The sequence below is a fragment of the Achromobacter sp. JD-1 genome, from assembly GCF_038594925.1.
In the GTDB taxonomy this organism is placed as follows: Bacteria; Pseudomonadota; Gammaproteobacteria; order Burkholderiales; family Burkholderiaceae_B; genus Achromobacter; species Achromobacter spanius_C.
In genome coordinates, this window is the sequence record NZ_JBCGCS010000004.1 from 133,658 (window position 1) to 149,893 (window position 16,236).

The window sequence follows — 16,236 nt, forward strand, 5'->3', positions numbered from 1 at the left end:
GAGCTTTGAACGTCATGGTGGAAAATACTGTTTGTATATCCAGTATATTTCATCAAAAACGGGGGCATTCCTCGCTATCCAAACAAGTCTCGCGGCGATGCGGAGACGAGAGTGTATGGCTGTCTTGATATGCCGAGTGCCCGGCAATTCGGCGCGCCAATGGAAGAGCGCCCCAGCTCAAGATGAGTCTGAGGCGCTCCTGCCCGGCTTCGCACGCGATGGGTGTCAGACAGCCCGGCAACTCAAATCTACTGCTGTGAAAATCTATCGGCAATAGGGAAAACCCCAAAAAATTAAAGGGTTACAAGCGTCTTGAATCGGGCGCGACGACGCACCTCCCCGACCCTTTGTCGCCGATGGCGCGAAGGGTTTTTTGTCGGGCGGCGACGTTCCTCGGCGCGTCAAGGCCGCGGGATCTTTTTGCCCACCTCGGCTTGCGCGAATTGTGGCGGCCAGGTGCCAAGCCGACACTGACGCCTACTTTCAACGCAGCGGAGAGCAGAGATGTGGAGCAGTCGAAAACGGCAGGTGGGCCAAGGGATGACGGAATACATAGTCGTCGTGGCGCTGGTGGCGGTGGCTGCTATTGCCGTCTATCAGTACTTCGGTCAGGTGGTTCGTTCCCAAACCGCCGCCATGGCGCGAGAGCTTGCAGGGGAAGACGGCGGCACACAGACGCGCGCGGCACAGCAGGCGGCTCAGAAGGCCGCGGCTCAGGCCAAGGCACGGTCTCTCAAGTCCTTTACCGGCAATGCCTCGGATGCGAAGTGATGACGCGGATGCGGGTGTCTTCCGGCGTTCAGCAGGGCCAGGCGTTGGTGCTGGGCATGATGATCGTGTCGGTCGCGGCGGCATCCCTGGTTGTGCTCTACAACCTGGGTCAAACTGCTGAAGGCCGCATGCGCTTGACCCATGCGGCGGACGCGGCGGCCTATAGCGGCGCGCTTGAGCAAGCGCGCACGCTCAATGCCCTTGCTTATTTGAACCGTACGCAGATTGCGCACCAGGTCGCCATGGCGCACTTGGTCACCTTGGCCGCCGCCGCCCAGTACGGCCGTACCATGCACGCTCAACGTACCCGCGGCAACCCGCCTGCCGGCCTGATCGCCATGCTGTTTGGCCCGGATATGGGGCTTGCTTATCGGGCAGGGCAGGTAGTGCCCGATGCTGAGTCCCGCTTGGCCAATGCGTTCGCACAACATGACTACGTTGTGCATCGGGTGTTGGAAGCCGCGGCGGCTTCGGCCATGACCGGGCTGTCGGCTTCGCGCGAGCGCATCATGCGCAAGGTCCTGGAAGCCAACATGACTGACTCGGATCAGGATTCGGGCAAGTTGCCCCGTGCGCCGGGGCTTACGTTGCATTTGCTGTCGGATGCGTGGCCCGGGTTCGCCCAGCGTAACGTCGGTACGCGCAAAGCGGGGCTGCGGCCAGCTGTGGAGCAGGCTGTCGACCGCTATGCCTACCTGCAAAAGCGCAATGCCACGCGCCGCAATTCCTGGCCCGTCAGCAAACGCTGCCCCTTGAAGCGGCATGAATTGCGCCGCCGTGGTTCGACATGGTTGGGGCCCGATGGGCGTTGGGGCGCCTTGGACACGCAGTCGTTTCATGCGCTGCGATCCAATCGATGGATCGGCTGCTATTTCCGCGAATACTCAATGGCCTGGGGTACGGCGCAAGGCCAGAAGTCCAAGACGCCAGTGGGTCTGGACTACGTGGATGAGCCGCCCGCGGACTTTTCCCAAGACGATTTTTGGCGTTGGGTGGAGCAGTCCACGGCATGGGACATTTTCAGCGGCGTGACCAATCCCATGGCGAACTCCTATGCGATGGCGTCCGCACAGCGCTGGCCAGGCAAAGGCTTGCCTCCTTACCGCGAAGTCAAGGCGTCGCGCACGGGCGAGCCGCTACGTTTTGCCGTGCGCGTGCGTTGGTCTGGTTCGGTACTGAAGACGACCGACGCGGGCAGCGCGTTGGCGTCGCCGACCGGAATTTTTCGTTATGCCGCGCTGGGGCAGTCCGGCGGGATCACCGTGACCAGCGCGGCTGAAACGTATTTCTCGCGGCCCGAGCAACGGGCGGATCGCCGTGAAGAATTGGCCACCTTGTTTCGACCTTATTGGCAGGCACGTCTATCGGCGGTTACGCGCGCGGAGACCTTGCTTGCCCGGAGGACGCCATGATGCAGAGATATGGGTATCCCCGTCCCGCGCGGCAACGAGGGCAGGCGATCGTCGAGGCCCTGCTGATGCTGCCGCTGATGGCGGCGCTGGTTTGGGCGGTGTCTTGGGTCGGCGGGCTGCAGTTCTCGGCGCAACAGTTGCTGCAGGCCAGCCGCAAGACGGTGATGTCAGGCGCGATGGGGCAGGCCGTGGAGCCGCCGCAATCAATGGCGGCCGTCGGGCTGCGCCAGCGGGTCCGTGAGTTGCCCGGCATCGTGCCGCCGAACCTCTCTGTACTACAGCGCGAATGGTTCGGCGCAGGCTTGAACTTGCTGTCGGTGTATGTGCGCTCGCGGCCCTTGAAAGAGGGGCGAACGCCTTTCATCGCACGCCATGCGCATGTGGCAATCGGCGCCGGCCATGCACATGGAGACGTCGACACGCATCGTCGTATTGGCAATGCACCGACGGCATGGCGTCAGGTTGAACGGGCATCGCTTGCGCAGGCCCGACGAGTAGGGGCTGCCACACGGCGCATGGAAAGCCCCTGGGGGCGGGCGGCGCTACAGACCGATTGGCTGTCGGCATGGGCAGATGTGGTGCCGCCTGAGCGGTTGGGAACACGTGAAGGACGAAAGCCATGAATGCGCGCTCAATGATTCCGATTCGCTGGACAAGGCCTGCCGCCGTCAACCTGATTCGTCCCTTGATGGCGATGATGTGGTTCGCGAGTTTGGCCGGGTCCTGCATTGCGCAGCCGTCCCTGTCCGCAACGACTGCCGCGGCATCCTTGATCCAGTTGCGCTTGCCGGAAGGGTCCACTCGCGCGATGTTGGCCGACCGCATGTGGCTTCATGGCCATCCAGCCCAAGTGCTGGTGTTTGACGCACCCGTGGATGCCCGTGCAGTGGTCCGTGTGTTGGTGGATCAGCAGCCCGGCTTGTCCGATTTGAATGTGTTGCCAGGCCATCTCATCCTGTCTGGTTGGATCGATGACCGGCAATGGGTGGCGCAAATGCAAAGTGCGGGTCCGAGCCGGACGGTCGGCATGGTTTCTTCGCTGCGGGTGACGGCTCCCTCAAACCCCGTCGTGCCCGCCTGGCTGCCAGAGGGCGCAAGGTTGCGTCTTGATTTTGCCGTGATGGAGGCGGGGGTCAAAGTGTGGGAGCGCGTTTGGCAGCATTCTTTGCCGCCTTCTCGGATAGCACCATTGTTGGAAGCGGCCTTGTTGCGTGACGGGTGGCACCTTGAAGCGGACGACGGTGCTTTGCAATCATGGACACGCGCAGACCAGCGCATGCAGGTGTCGTTGGTGCCGTTGGATGCCGGCAGCGGCCTGCGGATTAGAAGGTGGGCGCCATGAAGGCCGCATTGATACGTGGCGTTTCCCGGTTGCGCCGCGCAGGCGTGTACGGGCTGGCGTTGATGGCCGGGCTGTTATCGGCCTGGGCCGTGCGCGAGCATGTGCAGCAACGGGTAGCGGCACTGGAAGCCGAAGCCCGCACACCCGTGGTCGAGCGTCTGGTTGCCGCCTATGACCTGGTGGCGGGAACGCGGCTGGAAGAGGCTGACGTGGCTATTCGCGAAATTCCGGTGCAGTGGGCCTCTTCCGCCAGCCTGGAACCCCTGGCATTGAGCAATTTGCTTGGCGGTACCCTGATGGCAGATGTCGCCCACGGCGAACCCCTGCTGAAGTCTCATCTGACATTCGCCATGCCGGCCCCCGCCCTGGCATCCCGATTGCGTTCGGGCCAGCGGGCGCTGACTGTCGCCGCGGCTGACCTTGGCGGCTTGGCCGAGATGCTGCATGCCGGCGATTCGATCGACATTTACGTGACCTTTCCCCATCGTCAAAAGGAGCTCACCGTGCCTTTGCTGCAAGGCATGCGCGTACTGACGGTGGGGGGCGGGGCCGACGATGAGGGTGGTGCAAGCGGCGTCGGCAGCATTACGCTTGCCGCCGATCCGGACCAAGCCATGAAGTTCGTTGCCGCCAGGCAGGCTGGATCGCTGACGGCCATGCTGCGTCATCGTGACGATGAGGCGGCTGTCGCTGGGTCTGCCCAGACAGATTTGGCTTCGCTCATTGGATTGGTGCCCGAACCCGAGCCTGCGCCGGGTGTTGCGATCTTGTACGGGGACCGCATGCAGGCTCAATCGCCTGTTCCTTCTGACTCGGCCGCAATGGCGGGTATCGCATCGGAGCGGCCATGAGACACATCGTATTCATCCTGGGCGCAATCACTCTTTTCTTGACGTCCGTGAGCGCCAGCGTCGCGCAAGAGCCGCAGGCGCTGGAGTTGCAGGTGGGTGAAACCCGGGTGCTGCCGCATCCCGGCGTGAAAAGAGTAGCTATCGGAAACGGGCAGGTATTGAGCGCTGTTGCGGCCGAGGGTCGGGATGTCGTGATCTTTGCGCGCGCTGAAGGGGTGTCGTCCGTGCACGTCTGGGCGTCCGGAGGCAAACCGAAAGCCTATGAGCTGCGCGTTGTTCCCGCCGGCACGCCGCGTTTGCGGGTAGAGGTCGAGTCGCTGCTTGCCCGCATCCCCGGCGCGCGCAGCACCATTGTCGGAGGGCGGATCGTGATCGAAGGAGACGATTTGTCCGATGACGATCGGGCACGCATCGCGGCCTTGGCCGAACGTTATCCCGCCATCCTGGATTTCACGGGGCAAGTGGGATGGGACCGCATGGTGCTGCTCGATGTACAGGTTGTCGAGATTCCCACGTCGCGAATGCGCGAGTTTGGCCTGCGCTGGGATGGGGTGAGCCAAGGCGGCGCGAACGTTGGCGTGGCTTGGGACGCCGGCTCACGCGGGCGCATGAGCCGGCCCGGCGAATCCATCATCGAGATCTCCGGACCGGTCTCGGCTGTCGCGGGCTATTTCGGGGTCAACGCCTTGCTGTCCGCGCGCATCGCCGCGTTGGCTCAAAGTGGCGAAGCCGTCATGCTGGCCCAACCGCAACTACTGGCGCGAAGCGGCGCCAGCGCGACGTTTCTGGCGGGCGGCGAAGTGCCCTACACATCGACCGATTCCCGTGGCAATCCCACCACCTTGTTCAAACCATATGGCGTGTCACTCAACATCACGCCGCGCATAGACCGAAACGGCGTGATCCGTTCCCTGATCGAAGTCGAGGCAAGCTCTGTCGATACGTCGCTAAGCGTAGCGGGTGGGCCGGCTTTGCGCACGCGGCGGGCTTCCACCGAGTTCAACGTCAGATCGGGCAATACGCTGGTCATCGGGGGCTTCTTGTCGCGAGAGCAAAGCCAAGAGGTCAATGGCCTGCCCTGGTTGCAGAACATTCCCATCCTTGGGGCCTTGTTCTCGTCGCGTCGGTTTCAGCAGCGCGAAACCGAGCTGGCCATCTTTGTGACACCCAAGATCGTGTCGCAAAGTGAGCCCGGCATGCAGGATCGGGTGCGACGCGGACGTGATGTGTTGAGCACGACGTTTCCAGAGCCGCCGCGCCTGGGCACCGCAACTCCCGCCACCGTCGACGCTTGGGATCCCTATGTGGGCGCGGGCTCGCAGTGGGTTGCGCGCGATGAACTCCCTCAGACACCACGCCAAGAGTGATGCCATGCTCGACATCGAAATGACCTTTGAAGATTCGGGCGTTCGCCGACAGTTTGTGCCGACGCCGGTGCTGATCGGACGGGGCGCCCAGTGCGGCCTGCGTATCGTCAATTGGCGAGTGGGTCGGCAGCATGCCCGCTTGCTGCGTCAAGACAACGATATCGTTCTGGAGGATCTGGGCACCTTGGCGGGCACCATCGTGAACGGAGCAAGAGTGGTTCGTCATGCGCCGGTCCTGCCCGACGACGATATTCTGATAGGTCCTTGCCGCTTGCGAGTGAAATGGGTAGAGCCGGACGAAGCCGCGCCGGCCCAGGCCTTCGACGCTGTGCCCGTACCCTCCGATGCGGTGGTGGTGACCTCGTCCGAGACGGCTTCGCCCTCGATGGCCTCGACGCCGCCGTCGTCCATTGCACCACAGCGCGTGCAAGCACGGCGCCGCCTGCACGCGGCCTTGCTGGAAGCGCTGGACCTGCGTCGGCGCGACGTCGCGGGCATGAGCGACGGCATATTGCGTGCCGAAGCCGAGCGCTTGCTGACGCATATCGTCGCATCCGACGTCGATTTTCCCGACGATCTGGCCAAGCAGGCCTTGTGCAGAGAGGTGCTGGACGAAGCCGTGGGCTTGGGGCCTTTGGAGCCCCTGTTGGCGGCGCCCGATATCACCGAAATCATGGTCAACCGCTACGACGAGATCTATGTTGAACGCGCGGGGCGGCTTTGGCGGCATCCCGCCGCATTTACCAGCGAACAATCGGTGCGATGGGTGATCGAACGCATCGTCACGCCGCTTGGCCGTCGTATCGACGAAAGCTCGCCCATGGTTGACGCACGCTTGCCCGATGGATCGCGCGTACACGCCATCATCCCCCCTGTTGCGATGAAGGGGGCCAGCCTGACCATCCGCAAGTTTCCGCAGCGACGGCCCCAGATGTCTGATCTGATCGCGGCGGCATCCTTGAGCGAGGCCATGGCGCAGTTCCTGGCGCTATGCGTCAGGATGCGCAAGAACCTGGTTGTGTCCGGTGGCACGGGTTCCGGAAAAACGACTTTGCTGAACATCTTGTCCAACGAAATACCCGATGGCGAGCGGGTCGTCACCATTGAGGACGCCGCCGAGTTGCGGCTGAATCACGATCATCTGGTGGCGCTGGAAGCGCGCCCCGCCAATCAGGAGGGCAGGGGGCATATCGCCATACGCGAACTTGTGCGCAATGCGCTGCGCATGCGGCCAGACCGAATTGTTGTAGGAGAGTGCCGGGGCGCCGAAGCGTTTGACATGTTGACGGCCATGAATACGGGCCACGAGGGCTCGTTGACCACCTTGCATGCGAACTCACCTCGTGATGCCTTGGGCAGGCTGGAATCGATGGTCCTGATGGCGGGCCTGGACCTGCCCTTGTCCGTCGTGCGGGAGCAGATCGCCGCCAGCGTGGAACTTGTGGTGCAACAGGCCCGTTTGGCGGATGGCCGCCGAGTCGTGACGTCGATTGTCGAAGTCACCGGTATGGAAAGCGGGCGCATACAACTACTGGAGCTATTCCGATTTGATCGGACTGCGGGGTTCAAGGGGTGCGGAGCGTTGCCGGGCTTCTCGCAAGGCTGGGCCGACGATGGTGTGTCGATCGATCCAGCGTGGTTCACTGAAGCCTGGGCACCGAAGGGTTCGCCCTTGTCCAAGTTCGCACTGGGGCTGCCATGATCTGGTTGGCGGCGGCGGGTGCAATGTGCTGCGCTGCAGTGTTGGTGCTGCATGCCCAGGCATGGCTTGCGCCGGCGTTGCGCCGCTACCGGGAGCTCTACACGCAGGACGCAGGCGTCCGGCTTAGCGAGGTGTTCCTGTTCATTGACCCTGCGCAGTTGTGGCTGGCGGCAGTCGCGTGCGCGGCCCTGTCGGCGACACTGGCTTTCTCGCTGACCGGCAGTGGCATCCTGGCGGCGTTGCTTTCCGGGCTGGCCTCGCGTGCACCTCGCACGACGGTTGAGATGCTGCGGCGCAAACGGGCACGCCGTTTTGAAGGCCAATTACCGATGGCATTGCTGATGCTGGCCTCGGCATTGCGCGCGGGCGTTGCGTTGCCCACGGGTTTGCGCCATGTCGTTGAGCAGAGCGCTGCGCCGCTGGCCCAGGAATTTGGCTTGATGCTGCGGGAACAGCGTTTGGGAGTGCCCTGGGATGTGGCGCTAGGGAATTTGCAGTCACGGATGCCTGCCGACTCCACCGCTTTGGTGGTGGCCGCCATGCGCATTGCGGCGCAGACCGGAGGCAATCTGGCCGAGGCACTGGAGAGCATCGCGCAAACCTTGCGTGCGCGTTTGCAGTTGCAGGCGAAGTTGCAGGCGCTGACTTCCCAAGGGCGTTTGCAAGCTTGGATAGTCGGGGCATTGCCCTTGGTTTTGCTTGCGGTATTGAATGAGCTTGAACCTGAAATCATGGGATTGCTGTGGCATACGCCCATGGGATGGGGCGTGCTCGCGATTGTGGCCGTACTGGAGACAGCGGGTGTGTTGCTGATCCGGCGGATTATCCGTATCGAGCTCTGACAGCAAAAAAAAGACAATGAGGGGGAAGCCATGTTGCTGACATTGGGCATGTTGATGGCGGCGTTGGTCGTCAGCGGATTGACCTGGTTTGCGCTGCGCCCGTTACTGGCCGGCAAGCCAATGGTATCGGCGGGGTTGCCGTGGTGGTGGCGTGTGGCCTGGCCGTGGGTTTCTGTCGTGGCGCCGCTGGTAGGGCCACTATGCTCGTGGCGTTTGCGCTCGCGACTGGCGCGCGCAATCGAATTGGCGGGGCTACCGGCCAGCGTCGGTTATGCGCACGTGGCCGCGCTGAGCGCCAGCGCGGCGCTGCTTGCTGGCGGGTTGGCCGCGGGCGCCATGACGGCCTACGGCATGGCGCCCTTGGGCGGGATGCCTTGGGTGCTGGCTTTGGGCGTCGCGGCCGGCCTGGCGCCTCGAGCATGGCTGCGAAGCCTGGGCGAAACCCGCCGCCGCCGCATCGAACGCGATCTGCCCTTTGTGTTCGACATGATGACGCTATGCGTGGAAGCAGGTTTAAGCGTGCAGGGGGCGCTGCAGTTGGCGGCGCAAAGCGGGCCGCAAGGCATCCTGCGCAATGCGTTGGCCGAGGCCTTGGCGGAGATGCGGACGGGCGTGACGCGGACGGCCGCCATCAAGGCGCTGGCCGAGCGCAGCAACAGCCCGATTGCGCGGACCTGGGCCGCTGCGTTGGCACAAGCCGAAGCGCTGGGTATCAGTCTGGGGCCGGTCCTGCGGGCGCAAGCGGCGCAGTGCCGCAGCGACCGGCACCTGCAAGCCGAACAACTGGCCACGCAGGCGCCGGTGAAAATGCTGCTGCCCTTGATCGCTTGCATTTTTCCGTGCACGTTCATTGTGCTGGCGTTTCCGATCGCCGTTCAAATGCTGCAAAGCGTGCAATGACGGGCCGTATCCCCTTGCCGCCCGACCGGCTGCGATTCTTGCGCGTGGATGGTTGGGCGAGCCGGATGCGTGGCCTGCTGGGACGCCGGCCGCCCGGCAAGAGGTCCGGCCTGTTGCTCATGCCCTGTGCTGGCGTGCATACGTTTGGCATGCACTATGCCATCGACGTGGCGTTCGTATCGCGGGATCTGCGGGTGGTGGCGGTGCGCAGGGCGTTGCCCCCCTGGCGCATCGCCTTATGCCTGGGCGCTGTTGCCGTTGTCGAGATGCGTGCTGGTGTTATTGATGCCGAACACGGAGGTATAGGCAGGGTAGAAGCTGCAATACAGCGCGCCGCCCGCGGCGATGTTGAACGGGACTTGTAGCGTGCCCGCGAATTCCACGGACAGGCCCATGTAAACCAGCAAGCCGGCGCACAGGTCAATGAAGAGAAAAACAAGTACCCACGTCGCACCGTAAACGAGGAAGGCCCACTTATTGCGCCAGCACGCGATGCCCGAGAAAAACAGGGCCTGCACCAGGCGCAGGCCATGCCAGGCGACCAACGCCGGGGCATGCCAGAACAGCGCCGCGATCACGACATAGATAATGGCAAAGATGGTCAGTGGAACCCGCATGGCCATCAAGACGGGGTCCAAGGACTGCTCGACGGACGCAATGCGAAAAGCCTCCACCATCGAGTCAATGAAAGGCATCAAAGTCAACAGGCCGGCCGCCATGCTCAAGCCCGCATACAACAGGCCCATCAGGAACAGTTTTCTGAACACGCCAGGTTGCTTCAGGGGTTTGCCCCACATCGACGGCAGCATGACGCGGTCGGCCTCGACGTGTTTGCACGCTGACAAGGTCATCAAGGTGATGATGGGCATAAGCGCCACGACCAGGATCGGGCCCACGGGAGGGGTCGCGCTGGCGAAGACGGCCAGAAGGCTGATGAACATTGCCCAGGTAAACATGGCCAGCGGTTGTTTGCGGAACAGACGGGATCCGTCTAGAACCCATTGCCAGCCGGACGTCGCGGGTAAGAATGCTGCTTGCATGGTTCTTTACAGGAGGGATGGCTCTCAAAAGGGACGCGCTAGCCCCATTATGCTGGGCGTTGCGGTTACGGCAATATTGGCAAGCGCGACCGGTGGCGTGCCTGCAACACTCTTTCGAAGTGCCGTGGGTCGTGCGGTTTCAGCGTTTGCGCGGGTCGGGGCAGGAAAAAGTCATACAAGCGGGAGATCCAGAAGCGCAGGGCGGCCGCTCGCAGCATCAGGGGCCAGACTTCGCGTTCGGCGTCGGTGAAGGGGCGCACGCCAGCGTAGGCCGCCAGCCACGATTGCACCAGTTCGGGGACGAATTCGCCGGTATCGCGTTCGATGCACCAGTCGTTGACGCTGACCGCTACGTCGAATAGCCAGGTGTCGCAGCCGGCGAAGTAGAAGTCGATGATGCCGCCCATGAGCGGATTTTCGAACGTGCCGGCAAACAGTACGTTGTCGCGGAAGAGGTCGCAGTGGGCCGGGCCGGTTTGCAGTGCCTGCCAGGCGGGTGTGGCCACCGCGGCTTGTTGGGCAGCCAGCTCCGTGCTTAACAGTTCGGCCTGAGCGGGGCCAAGGAACGGCATGACCTTGGGCGCCGTTTCCAGCCACCAGTTCAGGCCACGTAAGTTGGGCTGGTGAATCGGGAAGTCCCGGGCGGCCAGATGAGCGCGGGCCAGCGTCGCGCCCGCCAGGGCGCAATGCGTTGCGCCGGGGGCGGGTTCGTAGCCGCCAGGCAAGCGAGACACGATGGCGCAGGGTTTGTCGTGCAGCGTGGTGAGTCGTGTACCGTCGCGCAGGTTTTGCGGCTGCGGCACTGGCACACCGCGTTCGGCCAGGTGGTACATCAGTTCAATATAGAAAGGCAGTTGCGCCTGCGTCAGCACTTCGAACAGCGTCAGCACATATTCGCCGCGGGTCGTATACAAGAAGTAATTAGTGTTCTCGATACCCGCCGTGATCCCTCGAAGCGAGACGAACTCGCCCAGGTCGAATCGCGCCAGGAGGGCGCGCGCGTCGTCGTCGGATACGGGAGTGAATACGGCCATTGATGTACAGGGTAAGAAGTTAACGGACGCGCGGACTTGCCTGGAGCGGCGGCGGCGGCGCAATTTTAGACCACATAGCGCCTGGGCCGTTCGGGATAAGGGCAGACCGGCCGGGGACAGGCTGCCGGACATATTGTCGCGAAGCCCGTAAAATACCGCATCCCCTTGTTTTGTAGAGTGATTCTTGGACTCCCCCGACTGGCGGCTGTGCGTCGCCCCGATGATTGACGTGACCGATCGCCATTGCCGCTATTTCCATCGGCTGCTGGCTCCCCGCGCTCGCCTGTATACGGAAATGATCACGACGGGCGCGCTGCTGCATGGCAACGTGGCGCGCCACCTGGACTTCGACGAGGCCGAGCACCCCGTTGCGCTGCAACTTGGCGGCAGCGAGCCTGACGCATTGGCGCAATCCGCCAAGCTGGGCCGCCAATGGGGTTACGACGAGATCAACCTCAACTGCGGCTGTCCCTCTGAACGCGTGCAGAAAGGCGCATTCGGCGCCTGCCTGATGGCCGAGCCTGCCCTGGTTGCGGATTGCATGAAAGCCATGCAGGACGCCGTCGACATCCCCGTTACCGTCAAGCATCGCTTGGGCCTGGATTACGAGAATTCCTACGAGTTCGTCCGAGATTTCGTCGGCAAGATTTATGACACGGGATGTCGGGTTTTCATTGCGCATGCCCGCAACGCGGTGTTGAAGGGCTTGTCGCCGAAGGACAACCGCGAAATTCCGCCGCTGCGCTACGACGTGGTCAAGCAGCTCAAGCGCGACTTCCCCGACTGCACGTTCGTGTTGAACGGTGGCTTGGCGGATGCGGATCAGTCCGTTGGGGCCGCCAACGAGTTCGATGGGGTGATGCTGGGCCGTGCAGCCTGGCACACGCCGCGCGTGCTGTCCGAGGTATCACTGCGATTGTGGCCGTCGGTTCGACTGCCCACGGATGCTCAGGTGGTGGATGCGATGACCGAATACGTCGCCAGGCAGGTAGCAAAGGGCGTGCCCTTGCGCGTGATGACGCGGCCGATGCTGGGGCTGGTGAATGGGCAGTCCGGGGCGCGGCGCTGGCGCCGGATGCTGTCGGATCCGGCCCTGCTTGCGGCCAACAACCCTGACTTGATCTACGACGCCTGGCGCAGCCAGCGGCAGGCGCCGGATGTGCGCGGCGCCACGTTGGAAGCGGCGCCGGCGGGGGTCTGACGGCAGGCTGGCGGCTGCGAATGCGGCCGCGCAAACCTGGCAATGCTCAGGACTTGGCGGGTTCCGCGCTTTCGGTCGGCCAGTCGCGGATATAGGCTTTCAGCATGTTGTTTTCAAATTGCTGAGCCGCCACGATCGCCTGCGCCATGTCATAGAACGAAATCACGCCCATCAGGGTGGGGCCGTCCATAACCGGAATGTAGCGGGCATGCTTTTCCAGCATCAGGCGCTGCACTTCGTCGGCGCTGGTGTTGGGTGACACGCTGACCGGCGCGTCATCCATGATCGAGCGGATGGTGGTTTCGCCGGCGCCGCCGTGCGCATGCATATGGCGGATGATCTCGCGGAACGTGAGCATGCCGGTCAGGGTGCCGAACTCCATGATGACAAGCGAGCCTATGTCCTGCTCGCTCATGGTTTGCACGGCCTGGGACACAGGCATATCCGGCGACGCCGTATAGAGCGTATCGCCCTTGACGCGCAAAATCTCGCTGACCTTCAACATCGGTTCCTCCTGGGCGGACTGCGCCCTGATACTTTGCTATTTCTTGTTCGCTTCCAATTGTAATAAGGGAGCGATTCCATTTTCGGTATTCTGCGCCTCTCCGCACAGTTCTTCCAGCGTTGGCGCATTTTCCTGGGAAATCACGGACGAGGCGGCTCGCAGGACGTCCGGATCGTTCCGCACCCTGGGCTGGTCGCGGTCCAGCAGAAAATGGTCCACAACCGGCGCCATCGATGTCTCGCGGGCATCGCAGGTCAGCACCCAGAGGTCTTCCGGGCTGCGGGTGGCCAGCCCCATCGCGCTCAGTTTTTCCAGCACGTCGTTCAGTTCGTCTTGATGCAAGCGCAATTGGGACGCCAGCACATTGGCGGGCAAGCCGGGCGGATTGCCCGATTGCACGCGGCGCAAGGCGCGCAAGGCGTCCAGGGCGTCCACGAATTGCGCGCCGGCGTAGCGGTTGATCTTCCGGCGGCCCAGCCGGATCAACGGCGCGCTGGAAGCCAGAATGGCGCCCAGCAGCACAGCCAGCCACGACAGGTAGATCCACAATAGAAAGATCGGCAGCGTGGCGAAAGCGCCGTAAATGATGGTGTAGGTGGGAAAACGGGTCAGGTAGTACGCAAAGCCCGACTTCATGATTTCCAGGACGATGGCCGTCACGGCCCCGCCAATCAGCGCATCCCGCCACAGCACGTCGCGATTGGGGACGACGACGAACAGGGCTGCGAAGCCCAAGCCCGTCAGGATCAGCGGCATAAAGGAAACGGCGATGCTGACGATTTCCGGGACGTCGCGCACCAGCCCCAGCGATTCGCGCGCCACGAAAGAGGTGGCCCACAAGCTGGCGCCCGCCAGAACCGGCCCCAGGGTGATGACGGCCCAATACACCAGCGCGCGCTGCCGTAGCGGACGCTGGCGCGACACATGCCAGATGTCATTGAAGGCCTGGTCGATCGTCATGATCAGCAGCAAGGATGTCACCAGCAGGAACGCGCCGCCAATGGCCGTCAGGCGGGAAGCCTGGCGCGCGAACTGGTTCAGGTAGTCCATGATGTTGTCCGAGACGGACGGCGGCATCAGGCTGTTGGTCAGGAAGTCTTCGAGGGCGACACGGAACTCCTGGAACACCGGAAAGGCGGTGAACAGGGAAAGCACCACTGCCAGCATGGGCACGATAGCCAGCACCGTGGTGAAGGTGAGGCTGGACGCGACTTGCAGAAGTTTTTCTTCGCCGGCGCGTTGCAGGGTGAAGCGGAGGACACGTCCGGCCCTGACAACCCATGAAGAGCGCGGGGTCGAGGGTTTGGTAGCCGCCGGCGTGGCGGCGACGGACTCGGCGGGGCGATTCATCAGGCGATAATAGCAGCATGAATCTTGAACTCAACCCCCGTTTGCGCCTGCTGGCGTCGGTTTCGCTGTTCGCCCTGATCGTCCTGTGCGTAACCTGGGAAACCGTGGTGGCGCCGTTGCGGCCGGGCGGATCCTGGATGCTGTTGAAGGCCTTGCCGCTGGCGTTTCCGCTGCGCGGCATCCTGCGCGGGAACCTCTACACCTATCAGTGGGCCTCCATGCTGTCGCTGCTGTATCTGATGGAAGGGGTGGTGCGAGCCATGTCCGATCCGATGCCGCTTTCCGTGCTGATGGCCTGGGGCGAAATCGTTCTTTCGTCCACCTTTTTCCTTAGCGCCATTTTCTATGTGCGGCCCGCCAAGCGCGCCGCCAGGAGCCAACGCGCATGAATGCACACTCCCTATCCGAGCTGCGCGCGGTCAATACGTTTGCCGCGCTGCCCACCGCCTTCTATACCCGCCTGACGCCGCAAGGCCTGAACAACCCCCGACTGTTGCACGCCAACGCCGACGCAGCCGCGCTGCTTGGCCTGGCCCCGTCCGTGTTGACCACGCCCGAGTTTCTGCGGGTGTTTTCCGGCGCGCAACCGCTGCCGGGCGGAGACACCTTGGCCGCGGTCTATAGCGGGCATCAGTTCGGCGTGTGGGCAGGCCAATTGGGAGACGGGCGCGCCCATCTGTTGGGCGAAGTTGTGGGGCCGGACGGAGGCTGGGAGCTGCAGTTGAAAGGCGCCGGCATGACGCCGTACTCGCGCATGGGGGATGGCCGCGCGGTGTTGCGTTCATCCGTGCGTGAATACCTGGCCAGTGAAGCCATGCACGGTTTGGGTATACCCACGACGCGCGCACTGGCGCTGGTGGTATCGGATGACCCCGTCATGCGCGAAACCGTGGAAACCGCCGCCATCGTGACGCGAATGTCACCCAGTTTCGTTCGATTCGGTTCGTTTGAACACTGGTCGTCGCGCCGACAGCCGGAATTGTTGAAGACGCTGGCCGACTATGTGATCGACCATTTTTACCCGCAATGCCGCGAGGCGTCGGTGGGGCAGGCCCAAGGCTCGCAGGACGCGCAGAGTGATGGCGCGCCCTATATCAACTTGCTGCGTGAGGTCACGCATCGTACGGCGCGGCTGATGGCCGACTGGCAGGCGGTAGGTTTTTGCCATGGCGTCATGAACACCGACAACATGTCCATCCTGGGGCTCACGCTGGATTACGGGCCCTACGGTTTCATGGACGGCTTCCGTCTGGGGCACGTGTGCAACCATTCGGATTCGGAAGGGCGCTATTCCTGGAACCGCCAGCCGTCGGTGGCGCTCTGGAATCTGTACCGCCTGGGCGGCAGCTTGCATGCCTTGGTGCAGGACGTGGACGGCCTGCGTGCCGTGCTGGACGAATTTGAGGCGGTTTTCACCCGCGCCTTCCACGACCGCATGGGCGCCAAGCTGGGCTTGGCGGCATGGCGGCCGGCCGACGAGCCATTGCTGGACGACCTGCTCAAGCTGATGGACGCCAATCAGGCGGATTTCACCCTGTCATGGCGGCGGCTGTCGGACGCGGTTTTGGGGCAGCGCAATGGCTTCGAAGACCTGTTCATCGACCGTCCGGCCGCTGCCGCCTGGCTCGACAGGCTGCTGGCGCGCCACGCAGAGGATGGGCGGCCCGCGCAGGAAGTCGCTGCCGGCATGAACCGCGTCAATCCCCTGTATGTGTTGCGCAATCATTTGGCTGAAGAAGCCATCCGTGCGGCCAAGCAAGGCGATGCAAGCGAAATCGATACCTTGATGATGCTGTTGCGCAATCCGTATGAAGCCCGGGACGGCTACGAACGCTATGCGAGTCTGCCCCCGGATTGGGCGGGAAGCCTGGAAGTCAGTTGCTCGTCTTGAGGGCGAGTGTCGTCAAACGCACAAAAAC

Annotated in this window: 16 protein-coding genes and 1 pseudogene; 13 read left to right on the forward strand and 4 right to left on the reverse strand. The window is 63.1% G+C overall.

Going from position 1 to position 16,236, the window contains the following annotated elements; all coding sequences use genetic code 11:
- Nucleotides 1–504 precede the first annotated feature (504 nt).
- The 10 genes and pseudogenes from WBR68_RS08325 to WBR68_RS08370 all read left to right on the forward strand — a co-directional run.
- On the forward strand, nucleotides 505–771 hold the full coding sequence (locus WBR68_RS08325; protein ID WP_050446398.1) for a hypothetical protein: 267 nt from the start codon (nucleotides 505–507) through the stop codon (nucleotides 769–771).
- Nucleotides 771–2,183 carry a hypothetical protein gene (locus tag WBR68_RS08330; protein WP_050446399.1) on the forward strand — a complete coding sequence of 471 codons (1,413 nt, stop codon included), beginning with the start codon at nucleotides 771–773 and terminating at the stop codon, nucleotides 2,181–2,183. The genes WBR68_RS08325 and WBR68_RS08330 overlap by 1 nt, the downstream gene beginning before the upstream one ends.
- Complete coding sequence (locus tag WBR68_RS08335) at nucleotides 2,180–2,806, forward strand: pilus assembly protein (protein WP_230693911.1); 627 nt, start codon at nucleotides 2,180–2,182, stop codon at nucleotides 2,804–2,806. The genes WBR68_RS08330 and WBR68_RS08335 overlap by 4 nt, the downstream gene beginning before the upstream one ends.
- On the forward strand, nucleotides 2,803–3,525 hold the full coding sequence (locus tag WBR68_RS08340) for a hypothetical protein (RefSeq protein WP_230693912.1): 723 nt from the start codon (nucleotides 2,803–2,805) through the stop codon (nucleotides 3,523–3,525). Before WBR68_RS08335 ends, WBR68_RS08340 begins: the two co-directional genes overlap by 4 nt.
- Complete coding sequence (gene cpaB / locus WBR68_RS08345; RefSeq protein WP_230693913.1) at nucleotides 3,522–4,376, forward strand: Flp pilus assembly protein CpaB; 855 nt, start codon at nucleotides 3,522–3,524, stop codon at nucleotides 4,374–4,376. The genes WBR68_RS08340 and cpaB overlap by 4 nt, the downstream gene beginning before the upstream one ends.
- Complete coding sequence (locus WBR68_RS08350) at nucleotides 4,373–5,743, forward strand: type II and III secretion system protein family protein (RefSeq protein WP_230693914.1); 1,371 nt, start codon at nucleotides 4,373–4,375, stop codon at nucleotides 5,741–5,743. The genes cpaB and WBR68_RS08350 overlap by 4 nt, the downstream gene beginning before the upstream one ends.
- Before the next feature lie 4 nt (nucleotides 5,744–5,747).
- Nucleotides 5,748–7,445 carry an ATPase, T2SS/T4P/T4SS family gene (locus WBR68_RS08355; protein WP_230693915.1) on the forward strand — a complete coding sequence of 566 codons (1,698 nt, stop codon included), beginning with the start codon at nucleotides 5,748–5,750 and terminating at the stop codon, nucleotides 7,443–7,445.
- A complete protein-coding gene (locus tag WBR68_RS08360; protein ID WP_230693916.1) occupies nucleotides 7,442–8,287 on the forward strand; it encodes a type II secretion system F family protein in 846 nt (281 codons plus the stop codon). Before WBR68_RS08355 ends, WBR68_RS08360 begins: the two co-directional genes overlap by 4 nt.
- Nucleotides 8,288–8,317: 30 nt before the next feature.
- Nucleotides 8,318–9,187, forward strand: a complete 870-nt coding sequence (locus tag WBR68_RS08365) for a type II secretion system F family protein (protein WP_230693917.1) — start codon at nucleotides 8,318–8,320, stop codon at nucleotides 9,185–9,187.
- Nucleotides 9,188–9,252: 65 nt separating this feature from the next.
- Nucleotides 9,253–9,417 (forward strand): annotated as a pseudogene (locus WBR68_RS08370) (DUF192 domain-containing protein); the annotation flags it as partial.
- A gap of 6 nt (nucleotides 9,418–9,423) precedes the next feature.
- On the opposite strand, the gene WBR68_RS08375 reads toward WBR68_RS08370, so the two are convergent.
- Together WBR68_RS08375 and WBR68_RS08380 are read right to left on the reverse strand one after the other, a co-directional pair.
- Nucleotides 9,424–10,227, reverse strand: coding sequence for a BPSS1780 family membrane protein (locus tag WBR68_RS08375; RefSeq protein WP_050446404.1), 804 nt, complete (start codon nucleotides 10,225–10,227; stop codon nucleotides 9,424–9,426).
- 65 nt (nucleotides 10,228–10,292) lie between these two features.
- Nucleotides 10,293–11,261 carry a homoserine kinase gene (locus tag WBR68_RS08380; protein WP_050446405.1) on the reverse strand — a complete coding sequence of 323 codons (969 nt, stop codon included), beginning with the start codon at nucleotides 11,259–11,261 and terminating at the stop codon, nucleotides 10,293–10,295.
- Between the two features lie 184 nt (nucleotides 11,262–11,445).
- Here WBR68_RS08380 and dusA point away from each other — a divergent pair, with 184 nt between their 5' ends.
- Entirely contained in the window at nucleotides 11,446–12,462 is a 1,017-nt protein-coding gene (gene dusA, locus WBR68_RS08385; protein ID WP_083447325.1) for a tRNA dihydrouridine(20/20a) synthase DusA, read from the forward strand.
- 46 nt (nucleotides 12,463–12,508) lie between these two features.
- On the opposite strand, the gene WBR68_RS08390 is transcribed toward dusA, so the two are convergent.
- Nucleotides 12,509–12,967, reverse strand: coding sequence for a CBS domain-containing protein (locus WBR68_RS08390; RefSeq protein ID WP_042792875.1), 459 nt, complete (start codon nucleotides 12,965–12,967; stop codon nucleotides 12,509–12,511).
- 36 nt (nucleotides 12,968–13,003) lie between these two features.
- Nucleotides 13,004–14,317, reverse strand: a complete 1,314-nt coding sequence (locus WBR68_RS08395) for a YihY family inner membrane protein (RefSeq protein WP_050446407.1) — start codon at nucleotides 14,315–14,317, stop codon at nucleotides 13,004–13,006.
- A 17-nt stretch (nucleotides 14,318–14,334) separates the two neighbouring features.
- Here WBR68_RS08395 and WBR68_RS08400 point away from each other — a divergent pair, with 17 nt between their 5' ends.
- A complete protein-coding gene (locus tag WBR68_RS08400) occupies nucleotides 14,335–14,706 on the forward strand; it encodes a DUF2069 domain-containing protein (RefSeq protein WP_050446408.1) in 372 nt (123 codons plus the stop codon).
- Nucleotides 14,703–16,208: a protein adenylyltransferase SelO gene (locus WBR68_RS08405; RefSeq protein WP_230693918.1), complete on the forward strand. Its 1,506-nt coding sequence runs from the start codon at nucleotides 14,703–14,705 to the stop codon at nucleotides 16,206–16,208. The genes WBR68_RS08400 and WBR68_RS08405 overlap by 4 nt, the downstream gene beginning before the upstream one ends.
- Nucleotides 16,209–16,236 lie beyond the last annotated feature (28 nt).